13 protein-coding genes are annotated in these 19,097 nt (G+C 61.1%); 7 read left to right on the forward strand and 6 right to left on the reverse strand.

Going from position 1 to position 19,097, the window contains the following annotated elements; translation table 11 throughout:
• Positions 1 to 1,572: S-layer homology domain-containing protein (locus O9H32_RS31820; protein WP_269870103.1), on the forward strand; the 1,572-nt coding region annotated here is incomplete at its 5' end.
• Between the two features lie 171 nt (positions 1,573 to 1,743).
• Here the strand turns inward: O9H32_RS31820 and O9H32_RS31825 are convergent.
• The 3 genes from O9H32_RS31825 to O9H32_RS31835 form a co-directional block, all read right to left on the reverse strand.
• Positions 1,744 to 2,712 carry an SMI1/KNR4 family protein gene (locus tag O9H32_RS31825; protein ID WP_269870104.1) on the reverse strand — a complete coding sequence of 323 codons (969 nt, stop codon included), beginning with the start codon at positions 2,710 to 2,712 and terminating at the stop codon, positions 1,744 to 1,746.
• Positions 2,713 to 2,790: 78 nt separating this feature from the next.
• Positions 2,791 to 3,381, reverse strand: a complete 591-nt coding sequence (locus tag O9H32_RS31830) for a class I SAM-dependent methyltransferase (protein WP_269870105.1) — start codon at positions 3,379 to 3,381, stop codon at positions 2,791 to 2,793.
• A 45-nt stretch (positions 3,382 to 3,426) separates the two neighbouring features.
• Positions 3,427 to 3,756, reverse strand: coding sequence for an antibiotic biosynthesis monooxygenase family protein (locus O9H32_RS31835; RefSeq protein WP_269870106.1), 330 nt, complete (start codon positions 3,754 to 3,756; stop codon positions 3,427 to 3,429).
• A gap of 218 nt (positions 3,757 to 3,974) precedes the next feature.
• Between O9H32_RS31835 and O9H32_RS31840 the strand changes: the two genes are divergently transcribed.
• From O9H32_RS31840 to yicI, 4 genes are all read left to right on the forward strand, one after another.
• Positions 3,975 to 4,937, forward strand: coding sequence for an ABC transporter permease (locus O9H32_RS31840; protein WP_269870107.1), 963 nt, complete (start codon positions 3,975 to 3,977; stop codon positions 4,935 to 4,937).
• A gap of 12 nt (positions 4,938 to 4,949) precedes the next feature.
• On the forward strand, positions 4,950 to 5,843 hold the full coding sequence (locus O9H32_RS31845; protein ID WP_269870108.1) for a carbohydrate ABC transporter permease: 894 nt from the start codon (positions 4,950 to 4,952) through the stop codon (positions 5,841 to 5,843).
• Between the two features lie 59 nt (positions 5,844 to 5,902).
• Entirely contained in the window at positions 5,903 to 7,573 is a 1,671-nt protein-coding gene (locus O9H32_RS31850; RefSeq protein WP_269870109.1) for an ABC transporter substrate-binding protein, read from the forward strand.
• Positions 7,574 to 7,884: 311 nt separating this feature from the next.
• Positions 7,885 to 10,209 carry an alpha-xylosidase gene (yicI, locus tag O9H32_RS31855; RefSeq protein ID WP_269870110.1) on the forward strand — a complete coding sequence of 775 codons (2,325 nt, stop codon included), beginning with the start codon at positions 7,885 to 7,887 and terminating at the stop codon, positions 10,207 to 10,209.
• Positions 10,210 to 10,563: 354 nt separating this feature from the next.
• Here the strand turns inward: yicI and O9H32_RS31860 are convergent, their stop codons facing one another.
• From O9H32_RS31860 to O9H32_RS31870, 3 genes are all read right to left on the reverse strand, one after another.
• Complete coding sequence (locus tag O9H32_RS31860) at positions 10,564 to 11,055, reverse strand: DUF1992 domain-containing protein (RefSeq protein ID WP_269870111.1); 492 nt, start codon at positions 11,053 to 11,055, stop codon at positions 10,564 to 10,566.
• 683 nt (positions 11,056 to 11,738) lie between these two features.
• A complete protein-coding gene (locus O9H32_RS31865; protein ID WP_269870112.1) occupies positions 11,739 to 13,007 on the reverse strand; it encodes an erythromycin esterase family protein in 1,269 nt (422 codons plus the stop codon).
• 261 nt (positions 13,008 to 13,268) lie between these two features.
• On the reverse strand, positions 13,269 to 16,865 hold the full coding sequence (locus tag O9H32_RS31870; RefSeq protein WP_409162894.1) for a carbohydrate binding domain-containing protein: 3,597 nt from the start codon (positions 16,863 to 16,865) through the stop codon (positions 13,269 to 13,271).
• 672 nt (positions 16,866 to 17,537) lie between these two features.
• Between O9H32_RS31870 and O9H32_RS31875 the strand changes: the two genes are divergently transcribed.
• The gene (locus tag O9H32_RS31875) at positions 17,538 to 17,783 is read left to right on the forward strand and encodes a hypothetical protein (RefSeq protein WP_269870114.1); all 246 of its coding nucleotides are present in this window, start codon (positions 17,538 to 17,540) and stop codon (positions 17,781 to 17,783) included.
• Between the two features lie 102 nt (positions 17,784 to 17,885).
• Positions 17,886 to 18,590, forward strand: coding sequence for a YidC/Oxa1 family membrane protein insertase (locus O9H32_RS31880; RefSeq protein WP_269870115.1), 705 nt, complete (start codon positions 17,886 to 17,888; stop codon positions 18,588 to 18,590).
• Positions 18,591 to 19,097 lie beyond the last annotated feature (507 nt).

A 19,097-nucleotide genomic window follows, 5' to 3' on the forward strand; every position in this document is an offset into this window, starting at 1 on the left:
GGCAGCGGTGCCAGCAGCATCGGTATCCAAGCGGAGGCAGAGAATGCCGGGGCGATGGTATCGATTAACGGCGCTGCGACCGCACAGGGATCGGTATCGGCGACAGCCGATCTCTCCGAGGGGCTGAATACGTTCGACATTAGCGTTACCGCGCCGGACGGCTCCGAGAAGCGGTACATCCTGAAGATCACCCGTGAACGTTCCAGCACGGGCGGCGGGGATGGCGGCTCGGATCATGGCGGAAGTGACAACAGCGGCAGCAACTCGGGTGGCGGCAGTACAGGGAGCGGCGAGCTCCCTGGCCCTGCCCCTAAGCCGGAAGTGCCGGCGGCACCTGAACGGCCATGGCTGATTCCGGTACAGCCGGGCGGTGCAGAATTTGTTCCGCTGGCGGTTACGGTGAGCCCGAACGGCTCGTCCTCGCTGGTCAGTTTGAGCGAAAGCGCCGTGAAAGACAAGCTGGCAGGTGCCAAGGGACCGAAGGTGTTCCTCATTACTCTGCCGAAGGATGCCCTGCAGGCGCAGATCGAGATCAGCAGCGGCATCATGTCCCTGATCAGCTCTAGTCATCAGGCGAGCAGCGTGGGGATCTCGGCCGACGGTGCATCGTTTGACCTGCCGGTCCGCCTCTTCACCCCTGCTGCGCTTGCCAAAGCGCTGGGGATCAGCGCTGCGGATGCCGAGAAAGCCCGCATCCTGATCTCGATTACAATTAAGCCGGTTCCGGCAGGCGTGGATGCGGCATCCGCCCGCCTGTACGACTTCTCGATTGTGGTCGAAGCGGGAGGCAGAACGTACCCTTACAACCAGTATAAGGGTACCTATCTCACCAAAGCCTTCGGGCTCCGCCCTTCGGCAAATGTGAACCAATCGGCTGGCGTCACCTTCAGCGAGGACGGTGCGGTATATCCCGTTCCGTTCGATAGGGCTGAGGTGAGCGGTTCTCCGGTTCTGGTATTGAAGGCCGATCATAACGGAACCTTCGGTGTGATCGCAGAGAACCGCAGCTTTACGGATATTGCCTCGACGTGGGGCGAGGATGCCATCGAGCAGCTGGGCGACCAGCTCGTCGTGGATGGCTATCCGGACGGAAGCTTCCGGCCTGAGGTGCCGGTAAGCCGTTCCGAATTCGCCGCCATTCTGGCCCGTGCGCTGGGGTGGACTCCGGATGCGGCAGCGGCCCAATATACGGATGTCGATCCGGCGGCTTGGGATGCCGGCTATATCGCTGCGATGTCCGAGCGGGGCCTGATCTCCGGGTACGAAGACGGCTCCTTCCGCGGTGGACAGAAGATTACCCGCGAAGAAGCCGCCGTGCTGCTCACCAGAGCAGTCCGCTATCTGCAGGCTGTGACCCCATCGGCAGGTGCCGGGAATGGCGCATCCGCGGGCTTCGCCGATAGCGGAGCTGTGAGCGGCTATGCACGCGATGCGATAGCAGAAGCGCAAGCGCTCGGTCTGCTCTCGGGCTACGAAGACGGAACGTTCAAGCCGCAAGGGCTGACGAACCGGGCGGAGACCGTAACGCTGATCAGCAAGCTCCTGCAGAAGACAGGCTTGTCCGGTAATTAATAAGTGTTATCCCCAAATAGAAAAGAGGCTCTGCCACCCGAATTACGGGGGCAGAGCCTCTTGCTTTTTGGACCTCGGAACAGCGGTTAGCTGAACGGAACTCCGCGGCACAGAACGGCCGAGAAGAAAAAGCCGAGAAGAGGAAGAGCCTCAACCGGCCGCCGAATCCCGCTAGGGCCGCCGGGCTTCCTCCAGCCTCGCTGCCAGTTCGCGGGCATAGCTCTCCGTAAAAGCCAGCCTTCCGCCCTCTGTAGTAATCCGCCCCTCTTCCAAGCGGAGGTTGAACCAATCGGATACAAAGCTTGGGGCATATCCGCTTGCGCCGAACTCCCCGCCGAAGGCGGTCATGCCCGAATAAGCTTCCAGGTACCCGGGAAGGCTCTCGACCGGGTACAGGCGCGAATAGAGCCAGAACTGGAGATCATACAAGAGGTAGGACAGGGGATCGGCATGGAGCGCGAAGAACCCCTTCTCCTCCACAAGCGCCTCGCCGAAGTGGCGGAGGGCCGCTTCGGCGAGGAGCGGATCATCCGCATGCCGGCAGAGCTCGGCCAGAAGCGGGGGGAAGGCTCCGCCTCTGGCTATAGCGAGCTCCGCCTGGCGGAGTCCCTCCGGGTCTTCTTCATAAGCCGATTCGTGGACCAGGCCCTCTAGGAACGACTGGAAGTCTTCGGCGAGGAACGTCCGCCGGGGCTCGCCGCCTGTCTCCACATCGACATGAATCACCTGCGGCTCGCCCTCCGGCCCGCAGGCGCTGTAATCGAGCATCACGGCATCATGGCCGGCCGACGGGCATTCGCAGACGACAATGCCGATGTCCGGATAGCCCCACTCCTCGATCATGAAGCGGCTGCCGAGCTCTTCCGAATCGATGCCCCATTGTCCGCCAATGCCGCAGATCCCGCTGATCGCGATATGGTCCTCCGCCCAGGAAGTGGAGGCAGCTGTCGGAAAACAACTACGGACCGGGCTTCCGCCGTTGCGGGTGCGGATGAGGTCGATATAGGATGATGGCAGCTTGTAACCCAGCAGCTGCTCGGTGCGGCGGACCATCGCATCGGTTACCGGTTCGAAGTGTGTGAAATACTCCGAGTCTTTCCAGAATGTATCGTAATTCAGCGTGGATGGGTTGTTGTTCATGCTTCTGCTCTCCTTCTTAGCTTGCTTGGTACTCCTATGGTTCCAGGGGACCTGGCCTTCTTGCAGCGGCGCCGCAGCTTACGGTTTTCTAGCTACGACCGTAACGAATATCCCCTTATAATACCGCTCGATGTGAAGCATCTCGAATCCGGCCTGCTGCAGGGTGCCGACCGTATCCCGGTTAAGCCGGCAGCCGTCGCACAGGCGCTTCCATGCCGGCGTGAGCCAGTCCTGCAATCTCCCAAGCACCGGGTGGTCCAAGCGGACGTGCTCGAAGAGCAGCAGGGTGCCGCCGGGCTTGCACACGCGCCGCATCTCGGCAAGCGCCTGGGCAGGGTCGCCGATGGTGCAGAGCACGAGCGTGCCGACCACGGTGTCGAACGACCCGGCAGCGAAGGGGAGCTTCTGCGCATCGCCGGTGACCGGTTCGATGGGAACAGCAGCGTGCCGGGCGCGCTCCAACGAAGCGCGCCGCATGGCTTCGCTTGGCTCCAGCGCCACGACCCTATCGCAGTTCCGGTATAACGGGAAGTTCAGTCCCGTACCCGATCCGACCTCGAGCACTCTTCCCGTGGCCTCTTCCAGCAGTTCCGCCCGGATGCGGGCGAACCCCCGCTTCTCCAGCCAGCCCATCAGGGCGTCATAATGACGCTCGAATAAGGTGCTCACTCGTCTTCTCCGCCTTCCTGCAGTTCCTTCCCCCGCACGATCTGCTTACATCTCGAAATACGCATCCCGCTCTACTTTGCTGACCCTAAGGGCGTAGCGTTCGTACCAGTCCGTGCGTCCTTTCTCCTGCGCCGTCCGGTGAAGCGCATGTTCCTTCCACGACTGGATTGCCTCCGGTGAGCTCCAGTACGACACGGTGATCCCGAGACCGGACGCGTCCCGCGCGCTCTCGACGCCGAGGAAGCCCGGCTGCTGCGAGGCCAGCTCCACCATGAGGTCGGCCATGCGGCCATATCCGTTGTCCCCGTCCGTACGTTCCGAGGTAAAGACCACCGCATAATATGGGGGCCGAGGTGTGTTGACGATTCCACTCATCGTTCCGCATCCTTCCACTAAGGGATTATCTTCTTGGGTTTACTTTACCACAGACGGCGGCGGTATGGGGAAGCGCTTCTCGCGCAAATGTCTACTTTGCATGCCCGGCCGACATCCGATTTTGACATGATATCAGGTGCAATCCGACGTGTGTTCGGGCAGCGGCAGCTCCGGTATCATAGAGATATCCAAAAGAAACGTACAAAGGAGGGAGCCGCATGGAACCGCTAACAACAAGGGGTGCTCTCCCGCTGGAGAAGCCCCGCCGCTCCGGCGGGTTCTGGCAGACGATGGGCCGCCAGAAGTACCTGTATTTCATGTCCGTGCCGTTCGTAATCTGGCTGATCGTCTTCAGCTACGTGCCCATCTGGGGATGGCTGATGGCCTTCCAGAAATTCCGGCCGGGCCGGTCGATGCTCGAACAGAAGTGGGTGGGACTCGCTAACTTTGCCGAATTGTTCGCGGACGAAAGGTTCTACCTGGTACTCCGCAATACGCTGGCGATGAGCCTCATGGGCCTCTTGGTCGGGTTTACGGTGCCGATTATTTTTGCCCTGCTGATGAATGAGCTCAAGGGCCAGTTCTTCAAGCGCTCCGTGCAGACGATCTCGTACCTGCCCCACTTCGTATCGTGGGTCGTCGTAGCCGGCATCGTAACGAAGATGCTCTCAACCGAGGGAGGCGCGGTCAACTCGCTGCTGCTTAGTCTCGGGGTCATCGATGCGCCGGTGCAGTTCATGGCGAAGGGAGAATGGTTCTGGTCGATTGTAACCGCTTCCGACATGTGGAAGGAGACCGGCTGGAACTCCATCATCTACCTTGCCGCGATGGCCGGGATCGATCCCGAACTGTATGAGGCGGCGACTGTGGACGGCGCGGGACGCCTCCGCAAAATCTGGCACATCACCCTGCCGGGCATCCGGCCGACATTCATGGTGCTGCTGATTCTGTCCATCGGACATCTGGTGTCCATCGGATTCGAGAAGCAGTTCCTGCTCAGCAATCCGCTCGTCATTGATTACTCGGAGGTCGTGGATCTGTATGCCTTGAATTACGGCATAGGACTCAGCCGGTATTCGTACGGGACGGCGATCGGGATCTTCAACTCCGTGGTGAGTATCGTGCTCGTGCTGACGGCCAACGGCATCTACAAGCGGTTAACCAAAGAAAGCATCATCTAGGAGGGCATGCATATGACTTGGGCACGCAAAAGCTTGTCCGACCAGCTGTTCGACGTTGTGCTCTACGCGGCCATGATCTTCACGGTGGCCGTCACCCTGTATCCGTTCCTGAACGTGCTGGCAATCTCGCTCAACGATTCGACGGATACGGTGCGGGGCGGCATCCATATCTGGCCGCGGGAGTTCACGCTGAAGAATTACGAGACGATCTTCCAGTACTCCGGCCTGCTGACGGGCTTCCGCAATTCGGTGATCCGGACCTTGGCGGGCACGCTGATCGGTGTCCTCGCCGCTTCCATGGTGGCGTACGTGCTGAGCCGAGAGGAATTCCAGGCGCGCCGCCTGTTCTCGATGCTGTTCGCGCTGACGATGTATTTCTCCGGCGGCCTTATCCCGGTCTACATGCTGATGCGGGAGCTTCATCTCATCAACAGCTTCTGGGTGTACCTGATTCCCGGGCTGCTCAGCGTCTGGAACGTCTTCATTATCCGTTCTTACATAACCGGTCTGCCGTACGCGCTGCAGGAGTCGGCGAAGATCGACGGGGCGAACGACTTCACGATCTACTGGCGGGTGGTGCTGCCGCTCTGCCAGCCGGTGCTGGCGACCGTGGCCTTGTTCATCGCGGTAGGGCAGTGGAATTCTTGGTTCGACACGTACTTGTACAATTCTTCGAGCGAGACGCTGACGACGCTTCAGTACGAGCTGATGAAGGTGCTGCAGAGCACGCAGAATAATGCGGATGCCGCGCGCAACCCGAATATGGCGCAGAACATCGCGGCCGTCTCGCCGGAATCGATCCGGATGGCCATTACGATTGTCGTGACCCTGCCGATCCTGCTGGTGTACCCGTTTTTGCAGAAGTATTTTGTGAAGGGCATGACGCTGGGGGCAGTCAAAAGCTAGGGAAGCTCCGGAAAATCTATGATACGATAACCACGGGAAGAGAAAAGGGAGGATCATTCATGAAAAAAAGATCAGCGAAATGGCTGAGTGTCATGGTGGCTGCGGCGCTTGTGACGGTAACCGGCTGCGCGAAGGAGCCGGCCGCCGGGCCGGGACAGGCCTCCGGGTCAGGGACGGAACCGATGACGCTCTCCGTCTACAGCGCCGACCCGAATCCGACTTGGAATAATATGCAGGACGAAGTGGGCAAGAAGCTGACGGAGAAGACCGGCGTCACGCTCAAGATGGAATTCCCGGTCGGCTCCGCGGACCAGAAGATCCCTCTGATGGTCTCCAGCGGGGACTATCCCGACATGATTCTGCCCAAGGGGGACCCCGGTAAGCTGGTGGCCGCCGATGCGCTGGTCGACTTGACCGACCTGATCGAACAGCATGCGCCGAATCTCAAGAAGGTGTACGGCAAATATATGAAGCGTCTTCGTTGGAGCACGGAGGACCCGAGTATCTATATCCTCCCGATTTCGGCTGTGGATCAAGAGTACTTCGACGCAGGAGGAGGCTTCGAGCTGCAGCATGCGGTTGTGAAGGAGCTCGGCTATCCGAAGATCCGTACGGTACAGGATTATGAGAACGCCATCAAAGCGTATAAGGAAAAGTATCCGACCATCGACGGGAAGCCGACGATCGGGCTGTCGCTCAATGCGGATGACTGGCACATCATGATCTCCGTGACGAACCCGGCGTTCCTGACGACGGGCGCTCCGGACGACGGGGAGTACTATATCGATCCGAAGACCTATGAAGCCAAGTTCCACTATTTCCGGCCGGAGGAGAAAGAATACTTCCGCTGGCTGAACCATATGAACAGTGTCGGACTTATCGATCCCGAGAGCTTCGTGCAGAAGTATGACCAATATAAGGCGAAGATCGCCTCGGGCCGCGTGCTCGGGCTTATCGATCAAGATTGGGATTACCAGGAAGCGCAGAATGCGCTCCGCAAGGAAGGCAAGTTCGACCGGACGTACGGGCACTATCCGGTCACGCTCAATGAGAGCTTCAAGGACCACTCATTCCAGGATACGGGTTATCTGGCCGGGTACGGGATCGGCATCACGAAGTCGGCCAAGGATCCGGTACGGGCGATCAAATTCCTGGATTATCTCGCGTCCGATGAAGGCCAGGTGCTCATCAACTGGGGCATCGAAGGCGTTCATTACAAGGTGGAGAACGGCAAGCGGGTGATTCCGCCGGACGTGCTGGACAAGAAGGTCAATGACGGCAATAACTTCTCCAAGTCGACTGGGATCGGGCAGTACTTTATTACCGGCCGCTATGGGGACGGCGTGAAGGATCCGTCCGGCAACACCTATACCACCACGACCGTAGAGCAGAAGATCGCTTCTTACTCGGATGCGGACAAAGAGACGCTGAAGGCGTACGGCGCAACGACGTGGAAGGACCTGTTCCCGAAGAAAGAAGAATTCCCTGTGAAGCCTTGGGGGGCCGCTTGGTCGATCCCGGTGGAGCCTGACTCCGATGTCAATGTCATCTATAACAAGGCGAAGACGGTCGTATGGAAGCGTGTGCCGGAAGCCATCCTGGCCAAGCCCGAACAGTTCGACGCCGTCTACGACGGGATGCTGCAGGAGCTCGAGAAGCTGAACATCAAGAAGATGGAAGAGGAATACACGAAGCTGGTCAAAGAGCGCGTGAAGCTGTTTAACGAATAAGACTGTTTACCGAAATAATGAGCTCGGATGGATAAACGTTCTAATGGCAAGCAAGGAGTATACACCCGGGGCCCGGTTGGGCTCCTTCGGGATGTACGGGGGGGGAGCCTGGGACTCCGTAATGAAACATAGGGCAGGAAGTTTATTGAAAAATGGATGGAACGTGCCGAGACCAGGTGAAGTCTGTTAAAGTCGGGCTTCGGCTGAGCCTTCCGCTGCTGATGCTGGGGCATCGGGAGATGAGGGGGGACGGTTGTTCCTCTATACATACCCATAAGCTGCGGCCGAAGAGCCGCAAGGAGGAGTTAGCTATGAAATTCAGTGACGGCTTTTGGATGACCCGCGAAGGATATAACCTGATCAACGCCGCCCATGTCTTCTCGGTGACGCCGGGGGAACGTTCGGTTACCGTTCTCGCCGCGCCGCGGGATGTGTCGAGCCGCAGGGGACAGCTCGATTGCCCGCTGCTCACGATCCGCTACTATTCGCCGCAGCCGGATGTGATCGGCGTGAAGATCGAGCATTACGCCGGCGTGCAGCATGTGGGGCCGGATTTCGAGCTGCAGCGCAGCGAGGAGCATGCGGTCACGGTAGAGCGCGGAGACGGTGTCGTAAGGCTGACCGCCGGACGGGTGTCGGTGGAGGTGCGTGAGGCCGGGGAGTGGCGCGCGGTGTTCTATCAGGACGGCCGGCGAATCACGGGCAGCGGGAGCAAAGCGATCGCTCATGTCGGCGGGCCGGACGGAGATGCGCATTTGAAGGAGGAGCTCGACCTTGGCGTCGGGGAGCTCATCTACGGCCTCGGCGAGCGCTTCACCCCGTTCGTGAAGAACGGCCAGACGGTGGACATCTGGAACCGGGACGGGGGGACGAGCAGCGAGCAGGCGTACAAGAACGTGCCGTTCTATCTGTCGAACCGCGGGTATGGGGTATTCGTCAACCAGCCGGAGCTGGTGTCCTTCGAGGTCGCCTCAGAGAAGGTATCGAAGGTACAGTTCTCGGTGCCGGGCGAATCGCTTGAATACTATGTGATCGGAGGTCCGTCAGGCAAAGAGGTGCTGGAGCGCTACACGACGCTGACCGGCAAGCCGGCCCTGCCGCCGGCGTGGTCGTTCGGACTCTGGCTGACGACGTCGTTCACGACCAACTATGACGAGGAGACGGTGAACTCTTTCGTGGACGGCATGCGCGAGCGCGATCTGCCTCTGCATGTGTTCCACTTCGACTGCTTCTGGATGAAGGCATTCCACTGGACAGACTTCCAATGGGACCCGGAGGTGTTCCCGGACCCGGCGGCGATGCTGAAGCGGCTGAAGGAGAAGGGGCTGCATATCTGCGTCTGGATCAACCCGTATATCGCACAGCAGTCGCGGCTCTTCGAGGAAGGCCGGGAGCGGGGCTATCTCATCAAGCGCCCGAACGGTGACGTCTGGCAGTGGGACCGGTGGCAGCCAGGCCAGGGCATCGTAGACTTCACGAATCCCGAGGCGTGCGAGTGGTATGCCGGCTATCTGCGCGAACTGGTGGACATGGGCGTCGATTCGTTCAAAACCGACTTCGGCGAGCGCATTCCGACCGATGTCGTCTACCACGACGGATCGGACCCGCAGCGGATGCACAACTACTATACGCACCTGTACAACAAGGTCGTATTCGAAGTGCTCGAGGAGAAGCTGGGCCGAGGGCAGGCCGTAGTCTTCGCCCGCTCTGCGACAGCCGGCGGCCAGCAGTTCCCGGTCCACTGGGGCGGCGACTGCTTCGCGAGCTACGAATCGATGGCGGAGAGCCTCCGCGGCGGCCTGTCGCTGGGCCTCTCGGGCTTCGGCTTCTGGAGCCACGATATCGGCGGCTTCGAGAGCACGTCCTCGGCGGACGTGTACAAGCGCTGGACGGCATTCGGGCTGTTCTCCTCGCACAGCCGCCTGCACGGCAACGTGTCGTACCGCGTGCCATGGGCGTTCGACGAGGAGTCCGTCGACGTCATGCGGTTCTTCACGCAGTGGAAGTGCCGCCTGATGCCGTACCTGTTCGGCGGCGCGGTAGAGGCCTCGCAGAAGGGGCTTCCGCTCATGCGGGCCATGCTGCTCGAGTTCGGCGACGACCCTACCGCAGGCTACCTCGACCGCCAGTATATGCTCGGCGATTCGGTGCTGGTCGCGCCGGTCTTCAATGAAGAGGGCCGCGTCAGCTACTATCTGCCGCAGGGGCGCTGGACGCACCTGTTCACCGGCGAGACGGTGGAGGGCGGTACGTGGCGCGAGGAAGAGCACGGCTACATGAGCCTGCCGCTCTACGTGCGGCCCGGCACGCTGCTGCCGGTCGGCGCGGACGCCACGCGGCCAGACTACGACTACGCGGACGGCGTGGAGCTGCAGCTCTTCGAGCTGGCGGACGGCGCCTCGGCGGAGCGGGTCGTGTACAGCACGCAGGCCGAGGAGGTGCTGCGAGTGAGCGTGACACGCAGCGGCGAGAGCCTGAGCGTGCGCGCCGAAGGCGGCAGCGCCGGGGCGTGGAGCCTGCTGCTGCGCGGCATCGGCAGCGCAAGCGCGGAGGGCGCCGCGGCCGAGCACACGCCGCAGGGCGTGCGGCTTACGCCGGAGGCGGGCCGCCGCGAGTGGAGCGTGCGCCTCGCGTAGGCGATTAACCAGCGGAACAAAGCCCCCAGGCCGTGAGGTTGGGGGCTTTGTGCAAATCTAAGAATCTATATCTCACCGGGGCTCGATGAAGGACGGCGAAGCCGCTTATCTTGTGCGCGGCGGCGCGGGCGGGGGGCGAAGCGGTAGGCGCCGCTTTTGGGCAGCCGGGACGGATGCCTGTTCCAATCCCGTCTAATCGATTGCTCCACATGACAAGCGATTAGGAGTTCCTAGGAAGACCAACGCTTCATCTATGTCCATAGCATACGGACTGCAAGTCCAACACCAATAGGAGAGACAAGCGGATCTGCACCGCAGTCTCTCCTTATTCTGGTCGCCCCCCGCTTCGTCTCCCTACTTGTACCAACGGTCATACTGCTCCCGGAGATTCTCGCGGGTCAGCTTCCTCCGGTGCAGGCTGAGGCTGGGCGCCTGGTAATTCAGCTCTGTGATCTGCTTGTTGGCATCGTCCAGGCTCGCGTCGATCTCGGGGCTGCCGGGGTCTTGCTTCAGAAGCTCCAGCGCGAGCTCCATATGCTTGCGGATCTCTGTCCGCAGCATGAGGAATGGCGGCTGGATCTTCGCCTGCAGCATGATGGAGGAGAGGATGTCGCCAGTCGGGACCTCGAGCGGCTTGCCGAGCCCCGGCAGCTTCTCCAGCCCGCCGTTCTTTACGAATTCCTCGTAGGCATCGCTTGCGAGCCGATGCTGCTCCATCTGCGCATGAAGGATGACATCCCTGTCCTCTAGCGTTTCCTTCGGCAGGGGAATGATGGGGCGTTCCGCTGCCTCCTGTTCCCCTTGATGGCCGTGTCTGCGCCGCTCGTCCTGTTCTCTGCTCCGCATGGTTTGTCCGCCCCTCTCTGCATCCTTCTTCATCCCAGCGTAAGACAAGGAGGGGAGCGGGGTCAAGCCCGCTGCCGTACCCGGGGGCGGCGAAGATCAGATGAATAGGGCCGGAGGCCAATCGGTTCCCCGACCTCAACGTGCGCGAACGCGTCATAGCCGCAGGGCAGCCGGTTCGGCATAGAACAGCTGTGCCCGCAGCGCGTTGGACGTTGTATCGGCTCGCCGACCAGAGGCCGAACCGCCTTCGGCACCTCCACGTGCACGAACGCGTCGTGGCCGCTGCCGGCTGGCTCGACCTAGAACGACCGTACCCGCAGCGCGTTGGACGTTGTATCGGCTCGCCGTCCAGAGGCCGAACCGCCTTCGGCACCTCCACGTGCACGAACGCGTCGTGGCCGCTGCCGGCTGGCTCGACCTAGAACGACCGTACCCGCAGCGCGTTGGACGTTGTACCGGCTCGCCGTCCAGAGGCCGAACCGCCTTCGGCACCTCCACGTGCACGAACGCGTCGTGGCCGCTGCCGGCTGGCTCGACCTAGAACGGCCGTACCCGCAGCGCGTTAGACGTTGTACCGGTTCGCCGTCCAGAGGCCAATCGGCTCCCCGACACCTCGACGTGCGCGAACGCGTCATAGCCGCCCGGCAGCCGGCTCGACCTAGAACGGCCGTACCCGCAGCGCGTTAGACGTGTACTGGCTCGCTGGCCAAAGGCCGAACCGCCTTCGACACCTCGACGTGCACGAACGCGTCATAGCGGTCGGGCAGCCGGCTCGGCACGTAGTTGCCGCGTTCATGGGCCGGGTGGTACACGACGCCGATCGCCCGGTGGCCGATCGTCTCGCGCAGCACGGCCGGCGCATCCTTCAGCTGCAGGACGCAGTCCTCGCCGACGGCATGATGCAGCAGGTCCTCCCACGAGCCGCTGATCCCCTGCGGCACCTCCATGACCTGGGCAGGCGCCCCCCAGCTGGTCCCGGCCATGACGGTCCCCCGGTGGGTGCCGAAGCCGATGGCATAGACATCGCCGCTGGACATTTGTTCGCGGGCCAATTGACCGACGTTCACCATGCCGTCCGCGAACATATCAGTCGCCCGGGCGTCGCCGATGTGGGTGTTATGCTCCCAGACGACCGCTTTGGACTCCGGCCCGTGGAAGTTCAGGATGCGGTGGAGCACCTCGGTCATATGACGGTCCCGGATATTCCAGGACTCGGCGTCGTGCGTGATCATGGCGCGGTAATACCGCTCCCCGTCTACGGCCACCAGCGCATTGATCTCGGCATCAAGCGCCTCTTCCTGCGGATCCTGCGGGCGGGTGCGTTCGGTCCGCAGCTTCGCCAGCAGCGCGACCACCTCGTCTTGGCAGCCCTCTCCGAAGAGCGACGCGGACAGCCCGTACGACTGGCCTTCTCCGCCGAAGGGCTCGAAGCATTCGAAGGCGGCCCGGGCTTCCTCTACGTTCGGGGAGCCGGTCCGCTCCAGGTACTGCAGAATCTCATCCATCGACTCCCAGAGGGAGTAGACGTCGAGCCCGTAGAAGCCGACCTTCTGCTCCGGAGGGAGCGGGGCGTTGTGCTCCTTGAGCCACTCGACAAGATCGCGGATCTCCCGGTTCGCCCACATCCACTCCGGCCAGCGGTCGAAGGCGGACAGCGCCTCGGCGGCATGGTCTTCCGCATCCGGCAGGCCTTTGATATACCGGTTCACGCTGAAGCAGGACGGCCAGTCCCCCTCCACCGCGATGATCCGGCAGCCGTGCTCGGTTATCAGGCGCTTCGTAATCTCAGCTCTGAGGGTATAGAACTCGGATGTGCCGTGGGACGCTTCGCCCAGCAGGACACAGCGGGCCGACGACGCAGCCCGGACCAGATCGTCCAGGGCCGATTGTTCCTTCAAAGGGACGGCGAGCTGCTGAATCGCTTCGATACGCTCGGTAGAATGATTCCGCATGAGATTGGATTCCTCCTTGTTGGGTTTTCTTCTAGTATCTTTACCCTGTTGGGGTTTCATGCCCGCTCCTCCTAACTTTCCCTCTTATCCCCAGAATGTTCTGAGCCCATGAGCGAGGTGCCGTGACAGCAGAAAGACCGTACCCTGAGGAGGGGCACGGTCTTTCTGCATTTAGCGGATGAGCGGAACTTTCATCCCTGCCGCAATACATCCATCCGCCATTTCATCATTCCAGCATCGCTATACCTCAGAGGGCCGGCTTTACAGCCCCTTCCACCGGGCAACGATGAGCGAGAGCGTCTGCGCGCCGGCGCCCTTGGTATAGCTGCGGTTGGCGACGTCGGAGCCGGTCGAGCTGACTTCCACCGTCTCCCAGGATCCGCGGGTGATCTTGTACTGCACGGCCGTGCCCGCCGGGATGTTCACGGTGAGCGCATACGTGCCGTCGCTCTGCTTCACGAGCTTCGCAGCGGGATCGGCTGCATTCCAGCTGTTGAAGGAGCCGGCGACGTACAGGCTGTCGCCCGCCGGCGTGTTCGCAGGCATCGTGACCTTGAACGTCAGCGTGCTGGTATCCACGCCAGCGGCCGGATTCGTGGTCACGGCTAGCGCGGCCGAAGCGGCCGAAGCGTTGCCTGCGGCATCCAGCGCCTTGACGGTGTAGCTGTACGTTGTGCTCGCCGTCAGGCCGCTGTCCGTGTAGGTGGTGCCGGTGGTCGTGCCGACCTTGGTCCCGCCCCGGTACACGTCATATCCGGTCACCTTGACGTTGTCCGTCGAAACGGTCCAGCCGAGCGTGACGCTCGTATCCGTCTTCGCCGAAGCCTGCAGGCCAGCCGGTACGCTAGGCGCCTGGGTGTCACCCGCGGTCTGTCCGCCCGGAGCGCCGGCGGTAATCACGCCGCCGCTGTATGTGGATGTGCCTGCCGGGAAGATGTAATTCTTCCCGCCGTTGTTGTCCCACGTGCCGCTGCCGTTGTTGAATACGGCTTCCAGGGAGGTCGCGGCGCCGAGGTCCACGGTCAGCTTGTTATAGCCGGCGATCTCGGAAGCCGGCATGGCTGTGCCCGGGGACGTCGTCCAGGTGCCGCCCGCCGGGCGGTAGTGCATGTACGGCGTCGTATAGCCGGGCTTGTAGTAGACCGTAGCCGCATTGCCCTGGTCGGTTGTCGACAAGGTCGCTGCCGCGCTCGCGGCGGAGGTGTTGCCTTTGGCATCATAGGCCTTCACGGTGTACGTGTACGCGGTCAGGGCCGCCAGGCCGCTGTCCACGAACCGGTTCGCCGCGGAAGTTCCGACCTTGGTGCCATTGCGGTAGATTTCATAGCCGGTAACACCGACATCATCGGTGGATGCCGTCCATGTCAGCTCGATCGACGTTTTGGAAGCGGAGGCGGCCTTGATTCCTGCCGGCACGCTTGGCGCCGTCGTGTCGAGCACCGGCGGCTTATCCGTCAAGAACGGATAGGTACCTTTGATGTCGCCATTGACGTCTTCGATGATTTTGCCGCCAACGTTCTTGTACGTACCTGCTCCGACATAGACTTGCTGGATGTCACTGCGGGTGATATTGCCCTTACTGTCCTTCGCTTCGATGTAGTAGTCGACGAGCTCATCGCGCAAATCCTTGATATAGGAGTAGTACAAGTCGCCGATCTCCTGCGCCGGCACCTTCTGCAGTACGGCCTTGGAGCCGGCCTGCCAGTCCACGCCGTTGATGTCCGGCCTCAGGTCGCGGCGCTGCATCGGATATTCCTTCCACTCGCCGACCTTGGCCGGGTCGATGCCTGCCACGCCTTGGGCTTTCAGGGTCGCCGGATCGTAGACGCGGAACGTGTTGTCCGCCGCATCCGCCTGCTTGCTCTTGTGCTTGCGGATTTTCACCTTGATGTCCGTGATGCCGTTCAGGTCGTATGCATAGGTATAGATGCCAAAATTGTTGTCAAAGTGATGCAGCGTCCAGCCCTCGGACTTATCCACGTTGGCGCTGCCCGGGTTATATGGCCAGCGCTGCGGCCACCAGACGGACGGCCCGGTGCGGTCTTTGACTGCTTTGGGTGTCACATACGGCTTCGAGAAGTGGAGCGACTGGTTGAACGAGAGGGTCGGCTTCACGGAGTCGTCCTGGTTCTCGTCATAGTAGCCGAAGCCCGAATCGATGGCCGGCATGAGGAAGTACCACGACAGCTCGGCCGGATTGGCACCGCCTGCATAGTCTTTGGACGCATCGCCCTTCACGGGGTAGGACATCATCCAAGGGTTAAGCTGGTTGCCTGCATGGGTAACTTCCTTGTCGAGCGCGGTTGTCGGCTGCCAGTAGGCCGGGTGCTCGTCGAGCCAGATCTGCTCGGCCGTCTTCGCGTAGTTCTCCGCCGCCTGCAGCAGCGCAAAGTTGCGCTCGAGGTAATGGTAGCCGTGCTCGAAGGAGACAGTCATGCCGTCCTGCACGCCGGAGAGGTTCTTCTTCGGCTCGTAGTTTGTGCCCATCACCCGGTTGAAGTCGGCGAACTGGCCTTTCCAGATGCCGAACGGCAGCTTCCAGTGATGCCACTGCGGATCCGAAGACGAGTCGCGCGTGTCGATCCACGAACCGTCCTGCACATGCACCACATCCGACGCCGCGGGTTTGTTCGAAGCGAGGTACTCGTCGATGCCCATGCCCTTGACCCCGGAATCGGAATACGTAACCGCTCCCGCGTTGAGGTATGTACCTTTGTCGCCTGCGCGGCCTGAGGAATTGTCGCCGTCATGCGCGACGACAAAGAACTGCTTCTGCGCCACAAGCCCCTCGAACGGCTTGAGCGCCTTGGCGGTCACTTGGCCCTGATATCCTTCTTCCCAGGACTCGGCCTGGGCTACGGGAACGCCGACGATCTTGGACTCTTTGCCCGTCGATGGATTGACATATTTCACCCAGTGCGGGGTGGAGGCAAAAGGAAACTTGTTATGCGTCACCTGCTGCTCGTTGAACATCGGCTGCGACACCCAGGAGCCGACATCGCTCGCGTTCTGCAGGTCCGCGCGGTTCGGCGGGGAGACCATGGTGTCTTTGCCGGGGTCGTTCAGCAGCGGATAGTCCTTCAGCGTCCGGGAGAAGTGGTTGTTGCCGATGACCGACCACTGGATGCCCATTTTCTCCAGCACAGGAATGATGCGTTCCGAGAACCCGAGCTCCGTCGGGAAGAAGCCCTTCGACGATTTGAAATCGCTTCCGAGGAAGTACGGCTGGGCGAGCGTGGCGTTGTGATAGATAAGGTCCTTCAGCATATAGTCGTTGCCGACGAGAGGGCCCATCGTGTGATGGCCCGTAAAATGCACCATATCGAGCGTCCGGTTGCCGCCCGGCGTCTTCAGCGTATTGTAGGCGTTCTTCCACGGGGTGCCCCAGTTCGGATTGCTGTAGCCCGGCACATTGTTCGTGGACATGAAGCTGTTCACGTTGTTGATGACGGCGGCCGACATCGTCACCTGCATCTGGGCCGAGGGGTGGGTGGCTTTCAGTGTGCCGGCCACGTCCCAGGGCCATTCGAGATAGGCGCCGGTCTTGGCATGATGGGTGTAGTAGGATACGAGATCGTCATGGGGCATCGGTGAGCCGTTCGGGAGATAATACGTGTAATTCGCGGGAGGATTCTTCTTCAGGTCGATGACCTGGCCGTCGTACATATAGCGGACAGGACCGCCTACCGGCGTGGAATCATACTTCGACACGTCATAATAGGGCCAAAAATTCGGCATGTGGTTGTGATACACGTGGGAGGCTGCAATTTCCGCCGAAGCGGCGGCAGATGGCAGAGCGAGGGCCAGGGCCAGGGAGGCGGCGCTGAACCGGCGGAGCCATCGTGAGCGGGATTTCATCAGAAGTACACCAGCTTTCTTATAAAGGAATAGGATGCCGTGATCGTAGCGGCAGGCACGGCAGGCGGATGGGCTCCCCTCTCCCGTCGCCCCTGTAGGCGAAGGGGGACTCTGCCCATAGAGCAGGAAGGAGATTCCTGGGGACTGCCGTAAATTCATGAGTGGCGTGATCAGACGAAGCTCAGGGCAAGCCTCCTTTCGGAAGGAACACTGGCAGAAGAGAGTGTCCTATTATGGTAACGCTTTCGCTTGGCGGTGGGAGGCTGAGGTTCTTCCCTCATCCTGGAGCGGGGCCTCTCCAAGAGGGTTGAAACCGGTTTCCTGTCGTCCGTGAATACAGACTAACCGGTTGTAGAAACCCTGCTCTTCCCTTGTCTCTCATTAAGAAAACGGTTACAATTTTATTATATGGGCAGCTCAATAAGTTTGACACCCGACAACCTTGCTCTCAAAAGTGGAAAATATTGATCTTTTACCCGTAGCTCATGTAAAGGGCAGCGGTGCCCGGCGCTCCTGCTGTTCTATGTACGGTACTCAATGAGGGGCGCAGGAAGGGGACGAAGAGAGCCGCTGCCAGGCCATGCGGATGATGGTTTACTGTGAAACGGCGGGGATTTTCATTCGTAACTACTTTTACGATATTCGGTATCTTGGAGGAAGGAGGGGCGCATAGTGGAATGGACCATGGATTGGCCGGCCCTGCTGATGCTTCTGGGCATGACTTCGCTGGTGCTGGCGCCCTGGCTGCTGGCCGGCGGGCAGCCTCTTCCGGCTGGAGGAGGGCGCGCGGCGGCGAACGCTTCCCTCCCTCTGCCGCGGGAGGAAGGCATCCTCCCTGCTCCCCGGCGCCGCCGGTTCGCCGTTCGTCTGCTGCGTCCCCCGAGAACGGGGAGCGGCGAAGGGGAGGAAGCCCGCTAACGGTTCCTTAGGAAGCCTTGCTGACGTTGTTCTTGGCAGGTAATCCCCTGCCCGGGCTTCATCTGGAAGCCTGTGCAGGCATCCAAAGGAGGAACCCTATTCATGTATACCTTCGTTCAACCCTTAACTGATGTGCTCGCTCATGTGATGAGCCTGATCTACGGATGGACCCAAGACTGGGGAGCGGCGCTGATCCTGCTGACCTTCGGGGTCCGTCTGCTCCTGATCCGATTCAACCTGAATGCCGCCCGGCAGCAGGTCCGCACGGCGGCGGCCCAGCCGGAGCTCGCGAAGCTGCGGGAGAAGCACGGGAAGGACCTGCCGCAGCTGGTCCGGCATACCGCCGATGTGAACCGCGCGTATGGTATCCGGCCCTTCGCCCCTTTTGCCGCGGCCCTCGTGCAGGCGCCCCTGCTCATGGCTATGTATGGGCTGTTCCTCACCCACGGCAGTACGATGACGACGTTCCTGCTGCCGTGGATGGCCAGCCTAGGCGTGGCCGACCCGCTGCATCTGCTGCCGCTGGCAGCCGGGCTGCTCTCCGCTGCAGCAGGTCTGCTGCCGATGGCGGAGGCGCCGGTCCTCGGCAGCATGGCTCCGGGCATGGGCAGCCGCGTGTTCCTCGGGCTCCTGCTGCTGCTCGTGCCGCTGGCCGTCACGTGGGCGGCGCCGGCCGCCGTAGGGCTGTACTGGGCCGCCGGCAGCGCGTTCGGGCTGCTCGAGCGGCTCTTCTACCGCACGCCGCCGGGCCGCCGCCTGGTGCGCCGGGGCCTGCCCGAAGCGGCCGTAGGAGGCGCTTCGGGGTAGGCTGGGAAGCGTCAGCGCGCAGGGCAGGTTCCGCGAGCGGCAAGTCTTCTGCCGCTTGCGGAGGCACCGACCCGGCGCGGGCAGCCGCTGTGCGGCGGGTTATCCGGGGCCGGGCATAAGCGGCCGATCCGCCAGCCCGGGTACCCGTACGGCGCCCGCTGACGGCTGCTCCTTGGATGCTGCCATGATGATAGCCGCTGGACACCATAAATACGTTCGGAATGGAAATTTTGCATAAGGCGTCCATATGCCGGGGATCGTAACTACAAACATGCAGCTGAGGTTATTTTATGGGGAATATCCCCGCGATTCTGTTTCTATCTTTGGTGGTTTTGCATTTAATTTTTTCATAGTGATACACTAGCGTTGCATAAACTTAACCCTATTAAAAAGACGGAATATTCAGAATTAAGTTTTCGGCTCTTACTGCCAAAAGGACTAGATCTCCTCAAGGGTAGCTCTGTCCAATTGGTAAATTATTGGGAATTATTGATTGTTAGCACAACT

It is taken from the genome of Paenibacillus caseinilyticus (assembly GCF_027533645.1).
GTDB lineage: Bacteria > Bacillota > Bacilli > Paenibacillales > NBRC-103111 > Paenibacillus_G > Paenibacillus_G caseinilyticus.

Excerpts from the sequence above, each read along its gene's own strand:
- O9H32_RS31825 (WP_269870104.1), bottom strand. The coding sequence starts at position 2,712 with ATGAACAACAACCCATCCACGCTGAATTACGATACATTCTGGAAAGAC.
- O9H32_RS31835 (WP_269870106.1), bottom strand. The coding sequence starts at position 3,756 with ATGAGTGGAATCGTCAACACACCTCGGCCCCCATATTATGCGGTGGTC.
- O9H32_RS31840 (WP_269870107.1), top strand. The coding sequence starts at position 3,975 with ATGGAACCGCTAACAACAAGGGGTGCTCTCCCGCTGGAGAAGCCCCGC.
- O9H32_RS31845 (WP_269870108.1), top strand. The coding sequence starts at position 4,950 with ATGACTTGGGCACGCAAAAGCTTGTCCGACCAGCTGTTCGACGTTGTG.
- O9H32_RS31850 (WP_269870109.1), top strand. The coding sequence starts at position 5,903 with ATGAAAAAAAGATCAGCGAAATGGCTGAGTGTCATGGTGGCTGCGGCG.
- yicI (WP_269870110.1), top strand. The coding sequence starts at position 7,885 with ATGAAATTCAGTGACGGCTTTTGGATGACCCGCGAAGGATATAACCTG.
- O9H32_RS31860 (WP_269870111.1), bottom strand. The coding sequence starts at position 11,055 with ATGCGGAGCAGAGAACAGGACGAGCGGCGCAGACACGGCCATCAAGGG.
- O9H32_RS31865 (WP_269870112.1), bottom strand. The coding sequence starts at position 13,007 with ATGCGGAATCATTCTACCGAGCGTATCGAAGCGATTCAGCAGCTCGCC.
- O9H32_RS31870 (WP_409162894.1), bottom strand. The coding sequence starts at position 16,865 with ATGAAATCCCGCTCACGATGGCTCCGCCGGTTCAGCGCCGCCTCCCTG.
- O9H32_RS31880 (WP_269870115.1), top strand. The coding sequence starts at position 17,886 with ATGTATACCTTCGTTCAACCCTTAACTGATGTGCTCGCTCATGTGATG.